We start from the raw sequence: 21057 nt of genomic DNA on the forward strand, positions 1-21057 counted from the left end.
AATAACCTCCTATTTTTTGATGTATTTCATTTTTTCATCTTTTATAAAAACCCAATGATCATCATTTGAATCATTTTCACTAAAATGATAATCATCGATTACAATTTCTTTTATTTGTTCAATATCTTCAATATGATGTTCAATCAAATAATTGAGCATCATTCCTCTTGCTTTTTTTAAATACACGGCATTTCGTTTAAAAGTATGCCCATTTCTTATCACAAAATCAAGTTGAATGATTGGAAGATCAAACATTTTTTCATATTCTTTCGTACTTAAAGAAAGAATAACATCTTCATTTTTTAAATAATCATTTAGTTCTTTATACCAATATTGATATAAATTTATTTCATTTAATTTATGTTTCATTTCTAAACGATGATAATTTACAGCATCATTATAACGTAAAATTCCATAAAGTGGAGAATTAATTAGTAAATGCTTATCTAAATAATCCCATTCTTCTTTTTGATAATTCTTTAAATCAAGCTGTTTAAAAACAACGCCATTAAATAAATTTATGGCTGCAAAAGTTTCCTCATTATGAAAATAATCATAAATTAATGAAGATTGTTTAAAAGAAATCTTCATCAAATCATGAATTTGATTAATATCTAATTCTTTTAATTGTTTTCTTAAAGATTCTGCTTTATTAAAAAACAATGGTGTTTGTTTTTCAATAGGAAAATGCTTTTCTTTTAAACTTTTTGCATCAGCAATTATAATTTTCATAGACTTCACCACATCCATTATATATTAAAATAAAAAATTATGATATACTACATTCGGTGATAAAGATGAATACAACAATTATAGATAAGATATTAATTCATATGCTCGATATGGAACATAGTCAAATTATTTATTCTGATCAATTTATTGATTTAATAGAAGGAACAACTGAATATTATGATAAAAAAATAGAAAAATGTTTAACGAATACAACCATTAAAGAACTCGTTGTAGGAAGTGAACATCATTTATTACAAGCAGCTAGAAATATGATCATTGATGATGAACAATTTATTGCTGAATCTAAAAAGATTGCTCAAGATCTATTTGCTGTCAGCAAATATGTAGAAGAAATGCCTAATAGTAATTTAATGTTTGTTGAATGTAAAGTAGATGGAGAAAAGATGATTCTCATCATGAAGTTAAATTATAAAGTGACCCCTATTTCTATTGTGGAAGAAGTAGATGGTAAAAGATTTATTAAATTTGTTAATAGACAAAGTCTTCCACCTAAAACTTCAGCTGTTGAAGAAGCGATTATTATCAATGTTGATAAAAACACAGTTTCTTTAATTGAAAAAAGATTTCAAATAGATGGAAAACCAGGCTATTATCTTAATGAACAATATATTAAAGGTGAACCTAAATTAACAGATAAACAAAAAATGAGTATTGTCAATAAAGTTGTTAAAAAGGTTGATAGTGAATATAACGTTTTTGAAGGTGATCCAACAGCTATGGTCAAAAAAGAAATGATTGATTTAGTAATGGAACATTTACCATTAAAACCAATGGAAATTGCGAAGAAGGTCATGGGTGATGATTATAACGCACAAGAAGAAGTTGAAACGATTATGAGAGATCTAGGAATTGAAGAAGATGATGAAATTGTTAATGTCCCACTTTCATTAGATCGTATGTCAAGATGTAAATTGGTTTTAGATGATGATCGTATTATTGAATTAAATGTTGAAGATTATTTAAATCATGAAAATATTACAACCGAAACAGATATGTCAGGATATTCAACAATTACTTTAAATAATATTAAGGATATTAAGATTAAATAAAGACAAGAAGTTTTCTTTATGATAGAATAAACAGGCATATAATGAAAGGAAATAGATAAATGAGTAAAGTAATTAAATTAGGTAACTATAAAGGAATTGAATTTAAAGTAGAAAAAGTACCTGTATCTAATGAAGAAGTTGAACAACAAATTCAAATGATTTTAGCTCAATCAAGTCAAACAGAAGAAAAAGATGGAGATACTGTTGAAAACGGTGATATCGCTACAATCGATTTTGTTGGTTTAAAAGATGATGTTGCTTTTGAAGGTGGAACAGGAAATGATTATGATTTAGAAATTGGTTCAGGATCATTTATTCCAGGGTTTGAAGAACAAATGATTGGTATGAAAGTTAATGAAACAAGAGATTTAAACTTAACTTTCCCAGAAAATTATCAAGCAGAAGATTTAGCTGGACAAGATGTTGTTTTCAAAGTAACAGTTAAAAAATTATCTGTAAAAAAAGAAGCTGAATTAAATGATGATTTTGTTGAAGGTTTAGGTGTACCTGAAATTAAAACAGTTGAAGATTTAAAAGCTTATATTAATGAAGGTTTACAACAACAACATGATCAACAATATGAAGCACAAAAAGAAAATACAATTTTTGATGCTTTCATGGCAGATAGTGAAGTTGAATTAGATGATGATGCAATTGATGAGGCATTAGATAGACAAATGTCTTATATGGCAAATCAAATGATGGCTCAAGGAATTCAATTAGATCAATACTTACAAATGACAGGTATGGATGAAGAAAAATTAAGAGAACAAATGAAACCATCTGCTACTCAACAAGCTAAATTAGAAGCTTTAATTGATGAAATTATTGCTGTTGAAAATATTGTTGTTACTGAAGAAGTATTAGAAGAACAATTAAATATGGTTGCACAAGCTAATCAAATGACTAAAGAACAAGTTTTAGAAAAAATTGATTTAGAAGGATTCAAAAGAGATTTATCTCGTATGCAAGCAAGCCGTATTATTGTAAATAATGCAGTTGAAAAATAATGAAAATTCCACGATATAGTGGAGTTTTTTATTATACTGTATAAAAATAATTTTTTCATTGATATTTAGTTTGGTTAATGTAAAATAGGTTGAGTAATTAAAGAAAAAGGGTAAAAATATCTATCTGTATTAAGGGGATTTCATTTTTTATGAAAATCATTGTTTTGGGAGCCGGTAAAGTCGGAAAAACACTTATTAAACATATGTCAAATGAAGATCATGATATTATTGTTGTTGATCAAAATGCAACTAAAGTAGAAGAAGTTGTAAACCAATATGATGTTATAGGTGTTGTAGGTAATGGCGGTTCATATGATATATTAATGGAAGCAGGAGCAGAAGATGCTAACCTTATTATTTGTGTAACTACTTCAGATGAATTAAATATTTTAGCAGGATTAATGGCTAAAAAAATAGGAACAAGACACACTATTGCACGTGTTAGAAATCCTGATGATTCATCACAACGTGATTTTATGAGAAATCAATTAGGCTTTTCAATGATCGTTAATCCTGAACTTGAAGCAGCAAGTGAAATTTGTCGTGTTTTATCTTTTCCTTCAGCTGTTAAAGTGGATACTTTTTCAAGAGGAAAAGTTGAGCTTGCTGAATTCTTTGTGGAAGATCATAGTCGTTTAAATGGAGTTGAATTAAATCAATTACATAAAATTACAAAAACAAATATTTTAATATGTGCTGTAAGTCATAATGAAGATGTAATTATTCCTGATGGTAATTATGCCATTAAACCAGGCAATCATTTATATATTACAGGGACACATCGAGATTTATCAAGATTTTATTTAGATATCGGTGTTATCACAAATCGTATTAAAAATGTTATTATTGGTGGCGGTAAGATTGCCTATTATTTATCTAAACAATTATCTACTCAAGGAATTAAAGTTAAAATTATTGAAAAGGATAAAAATCGTTGTCAAATTTTAGCTGAAAAATTACCATATGTCACAATTATTCATGGTGATGGTAGTGATGATGAATTATTAAATGAAGAAGGTATTGAAAATACAGATGCAGTTCTGGCACTTACAGGATTAGATGAAGAAAATATTGTTTTATCATTATCCGCAAAAAGCTTATATCATAAAAAGACAATTGCGAAAGTAACAAGAATGAATTACACAGGGTTATCAGATGTGTTAAAGGTTGATAGTATTGTTGCACCAAAGAAAATTGTTGCTAGTCAAATTATTAGATATGTACGTGCTAAAATGACTAAAGATCATGATTCAGCTGTTAAAACACTTTATAAAATTGTTGATGGTGAAGTAGAAGCTGTTGAATTTAAAGTAACAGAACATTTTAATTATTTACTTATATTATCTTGTTATAAAATAGATTTTACAAGTGCTTTTTCAGCTGTAGCAACGTGTTTAAATAACGTTGGTCCAGGAATGAATGTTGTTGGTCCAGTAGGAAATTTCTCATCATTATCGGATGTATCAAAACTTGTTTTATCTTTTGATATGTTAGCAGGACGACTTGAAATATTCCCAATGTTATTATTATTTGCTCCATCTCAATGGAGAAAATAGACTACTTAGAAGTCCCTAGTGGACTTCTTTTAAAATATTAAAAATTATTTATTAGGAGATCTCGAAAGAGGTCTTTTTGCATTTCACACCCTAAAAACGACATTTCGCGACAAATGAAAAAATAAAGTATCATAAATAGTAAAATATGAATAGACAAGGGAGGTTTTTTATTAACAAATAAATAAGTAGTTTTAAACATAATAATTTTTAATAAGGGGAGGAAAAGAAAGTTATGAAGATAAAAATAAAGAAAATAATAGCAAGCATACTTACATTTATGATGGTCTTTACACAAGTGCCTGTAAATGTATTTGCGGCAGATACTAATATTTCAAATGATGGAAATACGTATCGTACAAGTACACCAGGAACATATAATTTACCTGGAGGTACGTATTATACTAAGAAATATTCTACATGGGCTGATGCAGGTACAAAAGTTTATATACAATATGATAGCTCTAAAAAAGGAACGATAGCTTTAAATATATTAGGCGATGTTGTTAATAATCCTGAAAAAAGTGGAAGGTTTGATTTTATTAGGGCTGACAGTAATACTGATGTAACTATTAATATGAATGGTCATACATTTACTTATAGTGGAAATGATGTTTACAGTCTATGCGGATTTGTTGGAAATTCAGGAACAATGACAATCAATGGTAGTGGTGGAACGATTGTATCTGATGAAGTTGGACTTAACTCTATAGAGGGAGTTTTGAATGTTAATGATGCAACAATTAAAGCAAATAGTATAGGTATTTACAATAAAGGGACAGAACTTAAAGAGGCAGTACTTAAACTTAAAAATATCACGTTTGAAAATTGTGGAACAGACGTTAAACTTGGTAGTAATGGTACCATTGATCTTTCAGAATATAATGGAAATGCTATTACAATTGATATTGATTATGAAATAAACGATGGAAAGAAACATAGAATTTCTCCTAGAGGAGTAAGTAAAGCTGATTTGAATAAAATCAAGTTTGTAAAAAATAGTGGTAAATTATACAAGGTTGATCTTAAATATGATGGTGAAGGTCAATATATTTATTTAGCAAAACATGTTCACAAATGGAACTATGTACTTGATAACAGCGATGAAAGTGGAAAAACAATAAAAGGTTATTGTAGTGAAGAAGATAGAAAGAGTGAATGTGATTATCAGGATCCAGATACTACAACAGCGAAAATAGTATTAAAAACAAAAGATGGAGGGTATAAGAAAGGAGACAATGCTTGGGTTGAAAATGCCAATGGCAAGAATACCTCTAGTTTTCCAATATCAGGAGATTCATACAAATTAACATATTATCAAAATGGACAACAATTATCACAAAGACCAACAGAACCAGGAGATTATTCAGTAACTCTAACAATGAATCAAGTTTCAGTTTCTGGAGAATTCACAATTACGAAAGCAGAATATTATACAAATAAAATATATTTCAAAGATAAGAACTGGAAAGAACAAGATAATTGTGAATATACTTATCAAGGATATCAATCAGAATTTGGTCCATATGTAAAAGTCAATGATGGGTATGGTCATCTTATGGATCCAAATTATGTAGATTCAAATGCAGTTGTTTCTTATGAATACAAGAAATGTGATGATGACGACAGTACATATAAACCAATAAGTTCAGATAAGCTATTAGCTGAGTTAAATAGTCTAAAACCTGGTACTTATTTTATTAGAGGAGTAGTTTCTGAAACAAATCATTATTTGCGTTTAACAACAGAATCACTTAAATTTACTGTGACTAAAGCAAAACCTACTCCACCTAGCATTGTTAAATATACATGGGAATATGGAGAGCAACCAGAACTTGTCCCTGAAAGTAAGTTAAATAATTGTCAATATTCATTTAAATACTATTATCGAGATACAGATGTTGAGGTAGATAAAGAATATCCAGACGTAGGAAAATATTATTTAAGTATATATAATTCGGGATCCGATCTTTATAAGCCTGGCTGGGCTCCTCAAAAATTTATTACTATTACCCAAAGAACAGCAACTTTATCATGGGAACTAGATGGTACAAATACATTTAAAATTCCATATGATGGTAAACCACATGTTCCAACAGCAACTGTCATTAATACAGTTGGAGATGACAAATGTAACGTGACTGTTTCTGGTGAACAAACTGATGTAGGTACATATACTGCAACTGCAACTGGATTGAGTAATTCTAATTATAAATTACCTGCACAAAAAACAGTAACGTTCGAAATTGTCAAAGCCCAAAGAGAAGCACCAACATCTGTAACAGCCACAGGAACAACATATAAGGGTGGAACAGATGGTAAATTAAATAATGTTGATTCATCAATGGAATATAGAAAAGATGGTGAAAATGAATGGCATAGTATTACTGGAGATACTGTAGAAGGATTATCTACTGGTAAGTATTATGTAAGATATAAAGATAGTAAAAACTATTATGAATCATCTGAAAAAGAAGTATATATTGCCAATGGACAAGAAATCAAAGTAAATGTTCCAGGTAGTCAAGTTGGATATACTTTAAGTGTTAGTAATACAGTTGTTGATTATAATGAATCAAGCACTTTAACATTTAAATTAAATAAAGGCTATTCAAAAACAAAAGATTTCGCTGTTAAGGTCAATGGTGAAACAGTTCAATTAAATAACAATAATCAATACACAATTAAAAATATTCAAAAAGATACAGATATTACAGTTGAAGGAGTAGCTGATATAACAGCACCTGATACAGAAATAAAGGTATCCAATAAAACATGGAAAAGTATTTTAAATAAAATCACATTCGGTTTATTCTTTAAAGAAACACAAAAAGCAGAAATTACAGCTACAGATGAAGGTAGTGGAGTTAATAAATACTATTATTATGTTGATAAATCAGGTAGTGAAGAATCACTAACAGAAAAACAATTACAAGCAGTAGATTGGAAAGAAGGAACATCTGTTACATTTAGTGAAGATAGTAATTATGTTATTTATGCCAAGGTAACAGACAAAGCAGGAAATATTAAATATGTTTCAACAGATGGTATCGTAATTGATACGATTGCACCACAAGTATCAGGTGTAGAAAGCAATCAAACATATACGAAAACACAAACATTTACAGTAACTGATAATAATTTAGATACAGTAAAAGTAGATGGGAAAACAGTTGAACCTACTAATGGTAGTTATACATTGGTTCCAAAAAAAGGAACATATACAATCGAAGTAACAGATAAAACAGGAAATAAAACAACATTAAATAAGATTACAGTTAACTGGGAAAAAGTTAAAAAACCAACCGTAGAAAGCAAAGTATATACAGGACAAACATTAACTGCAAATATTTCAGAAAATGGTTTATACACAGTTAAAGAAAATAATGGTGGTATTGATGTAAATGAATATGTTGTTCAATTAACTTTAAAAGATCCTATAAATTATAGATGGGAAGACGGTACTGTTGATACAACAGTAAAATTCAATATTACTAAAGCAACACCAGTTGTTACGAAACCAACAACAAAAACACTAACATATAATGGAAGTGAACAAGAATTAGTAAATGCAGCATCTACTAATGGAGGAACAGTAAAATATTCTTTAGACAACAAAAACTGGTCAACATCAATTCCAACAGGGAAAGCTGCCAAAGAATATACAGTTTACTACAAAGTAGAAGGAAATAAAAACTTTAAAGATGTAGATGTACAAGAAATCACAAATAAAATCAATCCTAGAACAATTGATTTAAACTGGAATAAAGAGTTAACTTACAATGGTAAAGAACAATTACCAACAGCTACAGTTAATAACTTAGCAGATGGCGATAAATGTGAAGTTACTGTTGCAGGTGCAAATAGAAATGCAGGTACTTATGAAGCTACAGCTACAAAAGTAAGTAATCAAAATTATAAGTTACCTGAAGATGTCACAACAAGTTATACAATTAAACCAAAAGATATAACTGTTACAATAACACCTAATGGTGGTACTTATGGTGAAAAAATTACAGGTGCTACAGCTAAGTTAAATGATGTAGAAAATGGCGATCATCCAGAAGTAACCTTAACTTACACAGGAACAGGGTATGATGGAACAACAGTTAATGGAACAGAAGTTCCTAGTCATGCAGGTAAATATACTGTTACAGCAAGTATCGATGACAAAAACTATAATTTAATTGGTACAAATACAGCTGAATTTGTAGTAAAAGGTGCAGATGCTGGATTAAAAGTAAAAGAAGTGAATGATAAAAAATATGGTGATCAAGGATTTAAATTAGAAGTATCTCATAAAGGAAATGGAAAATTATCTTATTCAAGTAGTAATGAGGATGTAGCTACAGTAGATGATCAAGGTAATGTAACAATTCATAATGCTGGTACAACAAAATTAAAAGTTACATTAGGAGTTGATCATAACTATGATAGTGATAATAAAGAAGTGACATTAACTGTTAATAAAATCAATCGTGAATTAACAGTTGATCAAAAAGATGTTGAAAAGACTTATGGTGATGAAGCATTTACAATTCATGCTCAAAGTAAAGATCATGAATCAGCTATTGAATATGCAAGTAGTGATGAAAAAGTAGCTACAGTAGATAGTGAAGGTAATGTAGTTATTAAAGGTGCAGGTAAAGCAATCATTACAGTAAGTCAAAAAGAAAGTAAGAATTATAAAAAAATATCTAAAGAAATAAATCTTACTGTTAAAGCTAAAAAGATTACAGTTACTGTAAATGATGCATCAAAGACATATGGAGATGAAGACTCTGAATTTACATATGTAAATGATAAACTTATTGGTAATGATAAATTAACAAGTATCATTCTTACAAGAGAAGAAGGAGAAGATGTAGGAACATATAAGATAAAAGTAAGTCAAAAAGAAGGATCAAATCCAAATTATGATATTACTTTTAAAGATGGAACATATACAATTAATCCATTATCGATTGATAAAGGAACAGTTGTATTAGGAAATGTCTTAAAATATACAGGAGAAAAACAAACACAAGAAGTAGAACAAGTTTTAGTCAATGGAAAAGCATTAAATAAAGAAGATTATGAAGTATTAGATAATCAAGCAACGAAAGAAGGAAAACATGTTCTAACAATCAAAGCTAAAGGAAATAACCATACAGGATCCTTTAAATATAGCTATGCAATCTTACCAAAAGAAAATGATAAGATAGGAACAGGCTCATTTACTGTTAAAACAACAGGAGATGTAGAAATAAGTAGAGATGAAATTATAGATCTCCTTATTGAAAACAAAGAAATAACAGCAAATGAATTAAGTGAAGTAGCAGAAGGTAAGAAAATAGAAATCGTATTAGAGGTAAAAGAAGCACAAACAAATGAACTTATTGAAACAAATACAAAAGGATATAAAGTAGGAAAATACTTAGATATTACATTATATAAGAATATAGATGGAACAAATAAAAGTATACATGAACTTACAAAAGTCATGAAAGTAACAATCAAAGTTCCAGAAGAACTAATCAATAAAGATAGTAAAACTAAGAGAGAATACTATATCGCAAGAAGTCATAATGGAAAAGTAGATATCTTAGAAACAAAATATAATGAAAAGACAAACAGTTTAACATTTGAAACAGATAAGTTCAGTGACTATGCAATTCTTTATAAAGATACGAAAGAAAAAGAAGCAGTAACACCAACAGTAACGAATAAAGAAACTGTTAAATCTGAAAGTAAGAAAGAAGTGAAGAAGGTTAAAACGGGAGATAATGCAAATATTATAGGATTAATGATGCTACTAGTAAGCAGTATGTTTGTGATGGTATTTGTAAGAAAAAAAGAAAATTAATAGAGAAATAGAAAAAGTCTTTAAGTTGATGCTTAAAGGCTTTTTCGTTGTTTTCAATTTTAAATACCTAACGACACTATTCAAAACTGAACGACCGTTCTTAACAAATACTAAGTATGCTAAAATATTTATATGCTACTAATTTAAATTTTAAATCTAATGATAAATTTAATAGTCAAATATTAGTAAAATATAGAGAGGAAATAATCTACTGTTTTTGTTACTTTTTTGTCACAAGATGTTTTATCAAATTGATTGTTTTTTTTATTAAAAAGTCTATAATTGTATACAACATGAATGGAGGATTGCCTATGCTAGTAGATGGACATATGCATTTAGAAAACGGACCACTTACTAAAGAATATGTAATGGAATTTATTAATGAAGCTTATAAACAAGGATTTGATCGTATTCAAATTTTAGATCATACACATCGTTTTAAAGAATTTGAAGTTATTTATCAAGGTGTTAAAGAAGCAAGTGATCAACAAAGAGAATGGCTTGCTAATAAGAAAATGAAATTTAAAGATACACTTTCTAGTTATGTGCGTTTAATTAATGAGGTAAAAGAGGAAGAACTTCCAATAGAAGTTTTATTTGGATTAGAAGTATGTTATGTTCCTGAATATAAAGAAGAAATAAGACGTATTTTAGAATCCTATCAATTTGATTTTTTAGTAGGAGCTATTCATTCTATTGATGGACTTTTATATGATATGCCTTGGTCTAAAGAAATCTTATGGGATAAATATAATGTAGATGATATTTATCATCGATATTATGAATTGATTTTTGATTTAGTTAAAAGTGGTTTATTCACGCAATTAGCTCATCCAGATACAATTAAAATGTTTAACTATTATCCAACATATGATTTAAAACCAACATATCATGAATTAGCCAAGTTACTAGTAAAACATCATGTTAAAGGAGAATGTAATACAGGATGTTATTATCGTTATCATCATCAAGATAAAGGTCTTTCTAAAGAATTATTAGATATTTTTAAAGAACATCATGTGGATATTATTACAGCGAGTGATGCACATAAACCAGTAGATGTAGGAACTTGCATCAAAGATATTTATAAGTTATGTCAGTATGATTAGTTGTTCTTGATTGAACAACTTTTTTGCTTTATGATAAACAAAAAAAGAAAGGTTGTTAGAAATGAAAATTACAGAATTATTAGATATAAATTCGATAGATTTAAATCCACAAATTTCTAATAAAGAAGAAGCAATTGATCATTTGGTTAATTTATTAGATCAAAGTGGAAAATTAAATGATAAAGAAATTTATAAAGAAAGTGTTTTAAATAGAGAGAAACAAAGTACCACAGGTATAGGAGATGGCGTAGCCATCCCTCATGGACAAAGTGAAGGTGTGAAAACAGCTGGACTTTCAGCAATGGTTGTTAAAGAAGGATTAGATTTTAAATCTCTTGATGGACAACCTACTTATTTATTTTTTATGATTGGTGCTCCTAAAGATTCGGAAGGTGCTCATTTACAAGCTCTTGCACAGTTATCTACTTTATTAATGGAAGAAGATTTTAGAAATGCTTTAATTAATGCATCTTCTAAAGAAGAATTTTTACAATTAATAGATGCTAAGGAAAATAAAAAAGAAGAAGTGAAAGAAATTGTTCATCCTGCTGTTTTAGCAGTAACTGCGTGTCCTACAGGAATTGCTCATACTTTTATGGCGGCTAAAGCTTTACAACAAGCGGGAGAAAAATTAAATATTTCTATTAAAGTAGAAACGAATGGGCAAGAAGGGGTTAAAAATCAATTAACACAAGATGATATTGATCATTGTACTTGTATTATAGTAGCTGCTGATAAAAAAGTAGAAATGCAAAGATTTGAAGGGAAAAAAGTAATTCAAGTTCCTGTAAGAGATGGAATTTCAAAAGCTGAAGAGCTTGTTCAAAAAGCAAATAATGGCGATGGTGAAATATATCATCATGATACTAAAAAAGAAAAACAAAATATCATACGTTTATTTTACAAACATTTAATGAATGGTATTTCACATGCTTTACCATTCCTTGTTGCAAGTGGAGTTCTATATGGTATTTTATATTTTGTTAAAGATCAGGTATTATCAAATCAATTATTGACACTTATAAATTATGTTCAACAATTAATAACAATCATGATTATTCCAATTGTATCAGCCTATATTGCTGATAGTATTGCTGATCGACCTGCAATGGTTTCTGGATTTGCTGGGGGATTAATTGTTTGTCAAGGAATTTCAATCACATCAATTTCTACAAGTTCACCTTCTTTACTTGCTGGAATTATTGCAGGTTTTTTAGCAGGATTTGTATCTTTGATGTTAAGAAAGTTATTTTCTTATTTACCACAATGTTTAAAAGGAATAGAAGCATCATTATTCCATCCTATTTTATCAACTGTTATTGTTTTACTTGTGATGATTTATTTAAATGGTTATTTATATATAGCACATAGCTATATTTTACAATATGTTTCACTTGTTGAATCTCAAATGTCAACAAAAATCTTATTTGGATTTGTTTTAGGAATGATGATGGCTATTGATAATGGTGGTCCTATTAATAAAACAGCCTATGTTTTTGGAATAGGAATGCTTATAAGTTATGATTATTATCCAATGGCTGCAGTCATGGCTGGAGGAATGATTCCACCATTTGTAATTGCTTTAACAGCAACATTATCTAAAAATAGATTTTCTAATCGAAAAGATGCATTAATGAATTATATTAATGGTATATCTTTTATATCTGAAGGAGCTATTCCATTTATTCAAAAAGAATCTCAAGTAATTTTACCAGCTTGTTGCCTTTCAGCAGGACTTGCAGGAGCATTATCTATGTACTTTAATTGTTCTATTGCTTCACCTCATGGTGGATTATTCTTAATATGGATGGTTCAAAATCCAATTTCTTATTTAAGTTTAATTGTTTGTTCAACACTAGTAGGAACAATATTATTAATCCTATTTACAAAACTAAAGAAGGAGTCGTAAAACTCCTTCTTATTTTTTATCTAATAAAACAGTTCCTTGTGGTGGGTTTTCATTAATAGCTCCTACAATAGGATGAGGAACATACATCTCTTCAAGATAAGTTAAATCTTCATTTGTAAGAGAAATCTCTAATGCCATTACTGCATCATCAATGTATTGCATTTTAGTAGCACCAATAATAGGAGAAGAAACACCTTTAGCCCATTGCCAAGCAAGAGCAATTTGAGACATCTTGCAATGATATTTATGTGCTAATTCATCAACACATTTAACAATTTCCATATCTTGCTTTTCAAAATGGTCATATTTACCATGAACAACCCGATCAGTTTTCCCTCTTAAGGTATTTGACTCCCAAGTGTTTCTAGCAAGATGTCCACCTGCTAAAGGACTATAAGGCATTAAGGAGACATTCATTTGTTGACAAATAGGAATTAATTCTTTTTCATCTTCACGATAAAGTAAGTTGTAATGATTTTCCATAGTTGAAAAAGGAGTCCAATGATTGTCCCTAGCAATGATTTGCATGTTATGAAATTGATATCCATACATTGCAGAAACACCAATTGCTCGTACTTTTCCACATTTAACAAGTTCATTTAATGCTTCCATCGTTTCTTCCATTGGTGTATCATAGTCAAAACGATGAATAATATATAAATCTAAATAATCAGTTTGTAGTCTCTTTAAAGTACTATCTATTTCTCTAAAAATAGCTTCTTTAGATAATCTACCTTCATTAAAATAAACCTTTGAAGCAATAACGACATCCTCTCTTTTAACATTTAAATTCTTTAAAGCTTTTCCTAACTATTCTTCACTTGTACCATTTGAATATGTATTAGCAGTATCAAAAAAATTAATACCTAAATCAAGGACGTGCTTTACCATCTCTTCAGTTTGTTTTTCATCTAAAGTCCAATCATGCATCGTTCCTGCTTTTCCAAAGCTCATACATCCTAAACATACTTTAGATACTTTTATATTTGTTTGTCCTAATGTTGTATATTTCAAATTTATCACCTCTTATCTATATTATAGAATTCAAATTTGATTTGTCTAATACTTGATTTCAATCATTTTTAATGCCTAAAAACTATGATATTTTTATCAATGAAGATTTATGATAATATATACTTTGGGAAGGTGATATAATGATTTTTACATATGAACAAATTTCAAAACTCAATGATACTGAACTTATTGTTTATAATTACATTGTAAAAAATGTTGGACTAGTCTTAAAAATGAATATTAGGGAATTAGCAGCACAAAGTCATGTATCAACAGCAACAATTACGCGTTTTTGTCATAAATTAGATTGTGATGGCTTTGTTGAATTTAAAATAGAATTAAAAAGATTTAATGAAATTAATAAGATGCCTGAAATTGATGATGAAATTACTATGCTCAATCAGTTTTTTGATTATTCTAAGGGAAAAGAATTTAATGAGCATATAAATCAAGCTGTTGAGTATATTACAGATAGTAACTTTATTGTTTGTTTAGGAATTGGACAAAGTGGAAGTATGGCAAGATATGCAGCACGTTTTTTTTCTAATGTTGGTTATTATAGTCAATATATCGATGATCCATTTTATCCTGCACCAACAGATCAATTTGAAAAATGTTTATTAATTGCTTTTTCAAATAGTGGAGAAACAAAAGAAGTTATTGATCAATTAAGACTTTATCGAGGTGTTCAATCTAAAATTATTTCAATCACAAATGATTCAAATAGCACAATTGCTAAAATGTCAGATTTAACAATACCGTATTTCATTAAAAAAGTTATTTTACCAAATACTAAAAATATTTCATCTCAAGTACCTGTTGTTTATATTATTGAACGTATTTGTCGAAAATTACAAACTCAAAAGAACTTAGAAATATTAGAATAAAAGTGCATATAAAGGCACTTTTTTTATTTTATGACAAAAAGTCATTTTGTTACAAAGAATGTAACCTGTTACATTAAATTTGAAAGCGCTATCTTATTTTTGGCTTATATGCTATTTTATTTTGTGTGATAAATATGCATTCATGTTCAGTGCATAGCTTATAAAAACTTGGCCAACTTTTATAAATATCACAAGATGAATGTAAATATTAAGGGAGGATTAAAATATGAGTTATATAAAAAAGCTCATTGCGATGGTACTCACTTTTGCAATGACATTGTCGATGGCAAGTATTGCAACTATTCAAGCTATGCAATCGCCTATTGAATTTAATAAAAGTAAGACGTATGCAGTGATTTCAAAAACAAATAATAAAGCAATTTATGTACATAACATAAACTGGGGAAATAATGATACAAAGGCAGATGGTGATTATACGAAATCTGGAAAAGTATTACCAAATTCTATTTTTAAAATAACGCCATTAGATGATCAAAGTGGAGCGGATTCTTCTAAGGGTGAAGTAAAAGTAAATATTGAATATCAAACAGTAGATGGAAAATTATATCCAATGCGTTCAGAAGGAAATGATTTTATTTTTGCTGATCCAAATCTTAGAAATGATTTATGTTCTTATATTATTACTAAAACCGATGATGGTGTAGGAACTATTAGAGATATGACAAGAGGATATTATCTAACAGTCAATGAACAAGGTGAAATTCGAAAATTAAGTGATGATGCAAGCCAAGCAACAGAATTTACATTTGTTGAAAATCCACAACTTATTGATAATACAGCATATATTGAAAGTGTCGCTACTGGTAAATTAGTAACATTTAAAAATCAAAGTGATGAAGAATATGCACCAATTTCTGTTACGGGTGATAAAGAAAATATTACAGATAATGAAAAGTTTAATGTAGGTTATGGTACAAATGGTGATGGTATTAAAGATGTTGTAGCATTTCAATCAGTAAGTAAACCAGGATATCAAATTGCCTCAGCTAAATGGATTGATGGTGCTACACCATTAGTTGGTTCTATTAACAGAAATGGTGGTTGGGAATCAATTGCTATTGAACCACTTGGTAATGGACAATTTGTTTTAAGAGATGCAGCAAAGGGGACTTATGTAAAAGTAAATGATGATAATATTTTAGAAGCAGGATGTGAAGCAACTGATGAAATTCCTGATAATGAAAGATTTATTATCCATACAAGTCAAGAATTAAGTGAAGTTTCTCACTTTACTTTTGATAAGAGTACAAGAACAAAAACAAGTATAGATTTATCATGGGATAAACCATTGAATTTATATACTGATATTGAAGTATATGCAAAAGCTTCAAATGAAGTTGTATTTAATAAAGTTACAACTATTACAAATGTCGATCATTATACTGTTAATGATTTAAAAGAAGGAACTCAATATGAATTCTATTTAAAATTTATTAGTGGTAATGGTAACTTAGAATTATCTGATAATCCGGTTTATGAAACTAAAAAAATCAAGGCTTCTACAAGAATTGGTGAAAAACCACAAACAGTAACAAATTTAAAATTACAACAATCTAATAATCAATTTACTATTAATTTTGATAAAGCAAAAAATGCGACACATTATCGTATTTTAGGAGCAACAAGTATGTTTGGTCAATATACTGAAGTTGCTACTGTTAATACAAACAGCGCTAAAGTAAATGCACTAGATTCTAAAAATAAATATAACAACTATTATAAGGTTGTAGCATTAAATAATGGTAATTTTGGAGATCTAGATTTTAGTAATGCGGAAGAAGCAGATGAATCTGAATATGTTTCTTTAGAAACTGAATTATTTGGTAGAAATACTTTTGTTTTCTCACCAAATGATGATACAACAAAAATTGATGAATTATTGAATAAATTATTTAAACAACAAAATGATTATACAAATGATGCACAATTTAAAGGAAATCAATATCAAGTTTATTTCAAAAAAGGTGATTATACAAATACATCATGTATGTATTTGGGATTCTATACAACATTAAGTGGTTTAGGAAAAGTACCAACAGATGTTAAATTAAATAATATTGCTATTCCAGCTTATCTTCCAGCAGGAGCTTTAGGTGGAAATGGCGACAATGCAACTTGTAATTTCTGGAGATCTGCTGAAAATCTAGCAGTTTATAATACAGGAAATGAACTAGGAAAAGCAGGATATGGTTCATATCGAGCAGATCAATTAAACTGGGCAGTGGCACAAGCTGCTCCACTTAGAAGAATTTATTCTGAAAGACCAATTGCTTATGATTGGAATTATGGATGGGCAAGTGGAGGATATGTTGCAGATTCATGGATTAATGCTTCATTTAATGATAATGGAAATGAATTGAGTGCAGGTACTTTCTCTGGGCAACAATTTTATACAAGAAACTCAAAATTAAAAGGAAATGCTTATGGAACTACTTTAAATAATTTCTTCCAAGGCGTAGATGCAAGTAATTTACCAAAAGCAGATGGAACAAGTGGTGAAGAATTATTAAGTGGACAAGGTGCTTCTAACTGGAATATTCCAGCAAGTGATGGAGGACAACAAGTATTCACGCATATTGATCAAACAAAAGAATTAGCAGAAAAACCATTCCTATATATGGATGATGATGGTGAATATAAAGTATTTGTTCCTTCAGTTCAAAAGAATACAAAAGGTATTAGTTGGGGAGAAGGTAAAGATAATAATGGTATGGGAGCTGGAAAATCTATTTCTTTAGATGAATTCTATGTTGCTAAACCAACAGATTCTGCAAGCGATATTAACAAAGCTTTAGATGAAGGTAAAAATATTTACTTTACTCCAGGAACATATCATGCTAAGGAAATAATTCATGTAAAAAAAGCTGATACAATTGTCTTAGGTAGTGGAATGACTTCAATTATTCCTGATAATGATGATGCAGCTATGTTAGTTGATGATGTTGACGGAGTAAGAGTTGCTGGAATTATTTTTGATGCAGGTAGTCATTCAAAATATTTATTAAAAGTAGGGAAAACAGGAAGTAAAAATGGTCATAAAGATGATCCAACAATTTTACAAGATTTATTCTTTAGAGTTGGTGGAACAACAGATACATTGACAACAGCAGATAATGCTTTAGAGATTAATAGTCATAATGTTTTATGTGATCACTTCTGGATTTGGCGTGCAGATCATGGAACTGGTGTTGCTTGGGATGGAAATGTTTCAAATCATGGATTAATTGTTAATGGTGATGATGTAACATGTTACGCTTTATTTAATGAACATTTCAACAAATATGATACATTATGGAATGGTGAAAATGGTTCAACATATTTCTATCAAAATGAAAAATGTTATGATCCTATTTCTCAAGAAAGTTGGATGTCTCATAATGGTTCGGTAAATGGTTATGCAGCTTATAAAGTAGATAATAATGTAAAAAAACATTATGCAGTTGGATTAGGTATTTATAATGTATTTATTTATACAGGTGGAACTTTAGGAGAAAATGGGCAACCAGGAACTTTAGGTGATGGTAAAACTGTTTCTATTTCAATGGATAATGCAATTGAAGTTCCTAATAATAAAGATGTATTAATTGAAAATGCTTGTATTCAAACATTTGCTAATGAAGATGGAGCTTTACAAAAATTTAATTCTATTATTAATGGTGTTGGTTCAGGTGTAAGCAGTGGTATTACAGGAGAAGGATGGTCTAGAAAATTCTTATTAAATTATAGAAATGGTACTGCTGTTGTTGGTAAAGCTAATAATAGTGATCAAAAAGGTAAATATATTGGTGTGAATACAATAGAAAATATTAAACAATTAGGAGATGATGATTTAGATTTAGATGAATTAAAAGAACTTGTTAACAATAAAAAGAATGAAAATTTATATACAGAAGATAGTTATAAAAAATATGCAGACATTTATGCTGATGCATCAAAAATTTTAACAACCGATGGATTAAAATATAGTATACAAAAAGATGTAGATGAAGCGGTGAAAAAATTAAAAGATGCACAAGCTCAATTAGAAATAAAAGTTAATAAAGATGAATTAGATAAACTTTATACAGATAAAAAAGATTTTAAAGAAGAAAGCTATACCGCTGATTCATGGAAAGTATTTAAAGATGCATTGTTAAAAGCTCAAGAAGTTCTTAATAATGAAAATGCCACTCAAGAAGAAGTCAATCAAGCTTATGGTGCCTTAAAAGAAGCTACTGATGCATTAAAAACTAAAACAACAACTCCTAGTGAAGAAGAAACTAAAGGGGATAAATTAGAAAATACAAATGGACAAGGAGATAATCAAAAAGGGCAAACAACTCAAGAAAGAAATGCAATAAATAGAAATAAGTCTAAAGTAAAAACAGGTGATAATATGAAAGTTGTACCATATGCATTATTAATGATGGCTGCAGCAGGTGGATATGTTACTGTTTGTAGAAGAAATAAGGAAAATTAAAAATGAAAAGATTTAAAAAATTGGGCGTTGCACTTTTAAGTGCAACCCTCCTCCTTATACCTTGTATGACTTCTATCAATGCACAAGATAATCCTTATGATACTTGGAAAACAACAGCTTTAAAATCTCCATCTAAAGGACAACTTGTAGCAGCTGGAGATATCAAGATTTCATGGAGTCCTTTAGAAAAAGTTCAACATTATGATATTTATTTTGATGGGAAATATGAAAAAAGTGTAGAAGCAAATATAACACAAACAACTATTTATTCAACAGCAGTAGCAAGACATACAATAAGAGTTGTTGCTGTTTTAGAAAATAATGATGAAATAAATGTAAGTGAGCGTACATTTTATATTTCAAAAAAAGGAATAGGGTTATATGAGGATGATCAAGGTATTAATTCATTAAGCTATGTACAAAATATGGGGGTTTCTTGGTATTATAACTGGGGTGAAGAAGCTTATGATAATCAAGATGAAGTAAATAGCGAGTTAGAATTTGTACCGATGATATGGAATGATGCAGGAAATGTTAGTGAACGCTTAAAATCATTAAAAGAAAAGGGGTATGATAAGGTGTTAAGTTTCAATGAACCTGATTATGATCAAGAAGCAAATATGTCGGTTGACTTAGCTTCTAGTTATAATCAAGATTTCCATTCAAGTGGATTAAGAGTTGGTTCTCCAGCAGTAAGTGAATCTACAGTTAAAAAAAATGGCTGGTTTGAAAACTATTGGAATCGGCTAGAAATAAAAGATGATTTTATTGCTGTTCATAATTATCCAGGATATGTTGGATTAGATAGTGAAGAATATACACCTAAAAAAGCAGCAAAAAGCTTTTTGAAATATATGAATGATATTTATGATTGTTATCAAAAACCTATTTGGGTAACAGAATTTGCAGTAGCAGCTTGGGATTCAAATGAATATTGGCATCCATATGATGGAAATGATGAACAACATAATAAAGCTGTTCAAGAATTTATGAAATATGTTATTAATGGTTTTGATGATATTCAAGGACTAGATGATCTTTCTTTTGTAGAAAGATATGCTTGGTTCAGTTTTGATGCTACGCAGTTACAAAGTGCATCAAGTGCTTTATTCTATAATACTAAAGATACATCAAATCAAAATCAATTAGGTGTACTTACAGATTTAGGAAATGTATATAGAAATGAATGTGGAAATCCACTTCATTATACATTACCTTATTTAGATGGAAGCAAAGATCCATCTTCTATTGAAGAAGATAGATACATAGAAGATCAATTTCATCATGATGTGATACAAGGAGATGATCAGACAAATAAACAATTATCATCAAATATAGAAAGAAAATCTGTTCAAACAGATGATCAAACATCTTATATGTTCTTTATATTAATGATGATTACATCATTAATGGGCATATTCTTATTAAAAAATAAAAATGAATATTAA

The 21057-nt window shown here is 29.0% G+C and carries 10 protein-coding genes and 1 pseudogene; 9 read left to right on the forward strand and 2 right to left on the reverse strand.

Annotated elements, in window-relative coordinates; genetic code table 11:
* Window positions 1-9: 9 nt before the first annotated feature.
* The gene (locus tag Fi14EGH31_RS03355) at window positions 10-732 is read right to left on the reverse strand and encodes a YaaA family protein (protein WP_022001343.1); all 723 of its coding nucleotides are present in this window, start codon (window positions 730-732) and stop codon (window positions 10-12) included.
* Between the two features lie 65 nt (window positions 733-797).
* Here Fi14EGH31_RS03355 and Fi14EGH31_RS03360 point away from each other — a divergent pair, with 65 nt between their 5' ends.
* The 6 genes from Fi14EGH31_RS03360 (at window position 798) to Fi14EGH31_RS03385 (ending at window position 13228) form a co-directional block, all read left to right on the forward strand.
* Window positions 798-1802, forward strand: a complete 1005-nt coding sequence (locus Fi14EGH31_RS03360; RefSeq protein ID WP_032091742.1) for a nucleoid-associated protein — start codon at window positions 798-800, stop codon at window positions 1800-1802.
* 59 nt (window positions 1803-1861) lie between these two features.
* Window positions 1862-2812: a trigger factor gene (gene tig, locus Fi14EGH31_RS03365; protein ID WP_117481651.1), complete on the forward strand. Its 951-nt coding sequence runs from the start codon at window positions 1862-1864 to the stop codon at window positions 2810-2812.
* Between the two features lie 149 nt (window positions 2813-2961).
* On the forward strand, window positions 2962-4368 hold the full coding sequence (gene trkA, locus Fi14EGH31_RS03370; RefSeq protein WP_117865390.1) for a Trk system potassium transporter TrkA: 1407 nt from the start codon (window positions 2962-2964) through the stop codon (window positions 4366-4368).
* 232 nt (window positions 4369-4600) lie between these two features.
* Window positions 4601-10210, forward strand: coding sequence for an MBG domain-containing protein (locus Fi14EGH31_RS03375; protein ID WP_200765133.1), 5610 nt, complete (start codon window positions 4601-4603; stop codon window positions 10208-10210).
* A 311-nt stretch (window positions 10211-10521) separates the two neighbouring features.
* Complete coding sequence (locus Fi14EGH31_RS03380; protein WP_234697821.1) at window positions 10522-11319, forward strand: histidinol-phosphatase HisJ family protein; 798 nt, start codon at window positions 10522-10524, stop codon at window positions 11317-11319.
* Between the two features lie 61 nt (window positions 11320-11380).
* Window positions 11381-13228 (forward strand): PTS fructose transporter subunit IIABC, encoded by a 1848-nt coding sequence (locus Fi14EGH31_RS03385; protein ID WP_200765134.1) that lies wholly within the window; start codon window positions 11381-11383, stop codon window positions 13226-13228.
* 9 nt (window positions 13229-13237) lie between these two features.
* Here Fi14EGH31_RS03385 and Fi14EGH31_RS03390 read toward each other — a convergent pair.
* Window positions 13238-14251: pseudogene (locus Fi14EGH31_RS03390) on the reverse strand (aldo/keto reductase).
* Window positions 14252-14382: 131 nt separating this feature from the next.
* Here Fi14EGH31_RS03390 and Fi14EGH31_RS03395 point away from each other — a divergent pair.
* From Fi14EGH31_RS03395 to Fi14EGH31_RS03405, 3 genes are all read left to right on the forward strand, one after another.
* Window positions 14383-15129, forward strand: coding sequence for a MurR/RpiR family transcriptional regulator (locus tag Fi14EGH31_RS03395; protein ID WP_107030002.1), 747 nt, complete (start codon window positions 14383-14385; stop codon window positions 15127-15129).
* 226 nt (window positions 15130-15355) lie between these two features.
* On the forward strand, window positions 15356-19609 hold the full coding sequence (locus Fi14EGH31_RS03400) for a fibronectin type III domain-containing protein (RefSeq protein ID WP_200765135.1): 4254 nt from the start codon (window positions 15356-15358) through the stop codon (window positions 19607-19609).
* Window positions 19610-19611: 2 nt separating this feature from the next.
* Window positions 19612-21057, forward strand: a complete 1446-nt coding sequence (locus Fi14EGH31_RS03405) for a glycosyl hydrolase (protein WP_117829319.1) — start codon at window positions 19612-19614, stop codon at window positions 21055-21057.

This window comes from Faecalibacillus intestinalis, assembly GCF_015097455.1.
Lineage (GTDB): Bacteria > Bacillota_I > Bacilli_A > Erysipelotrichales > Coprobacillaceae > Faecalibacillus > Faecalibacillus intestinalis.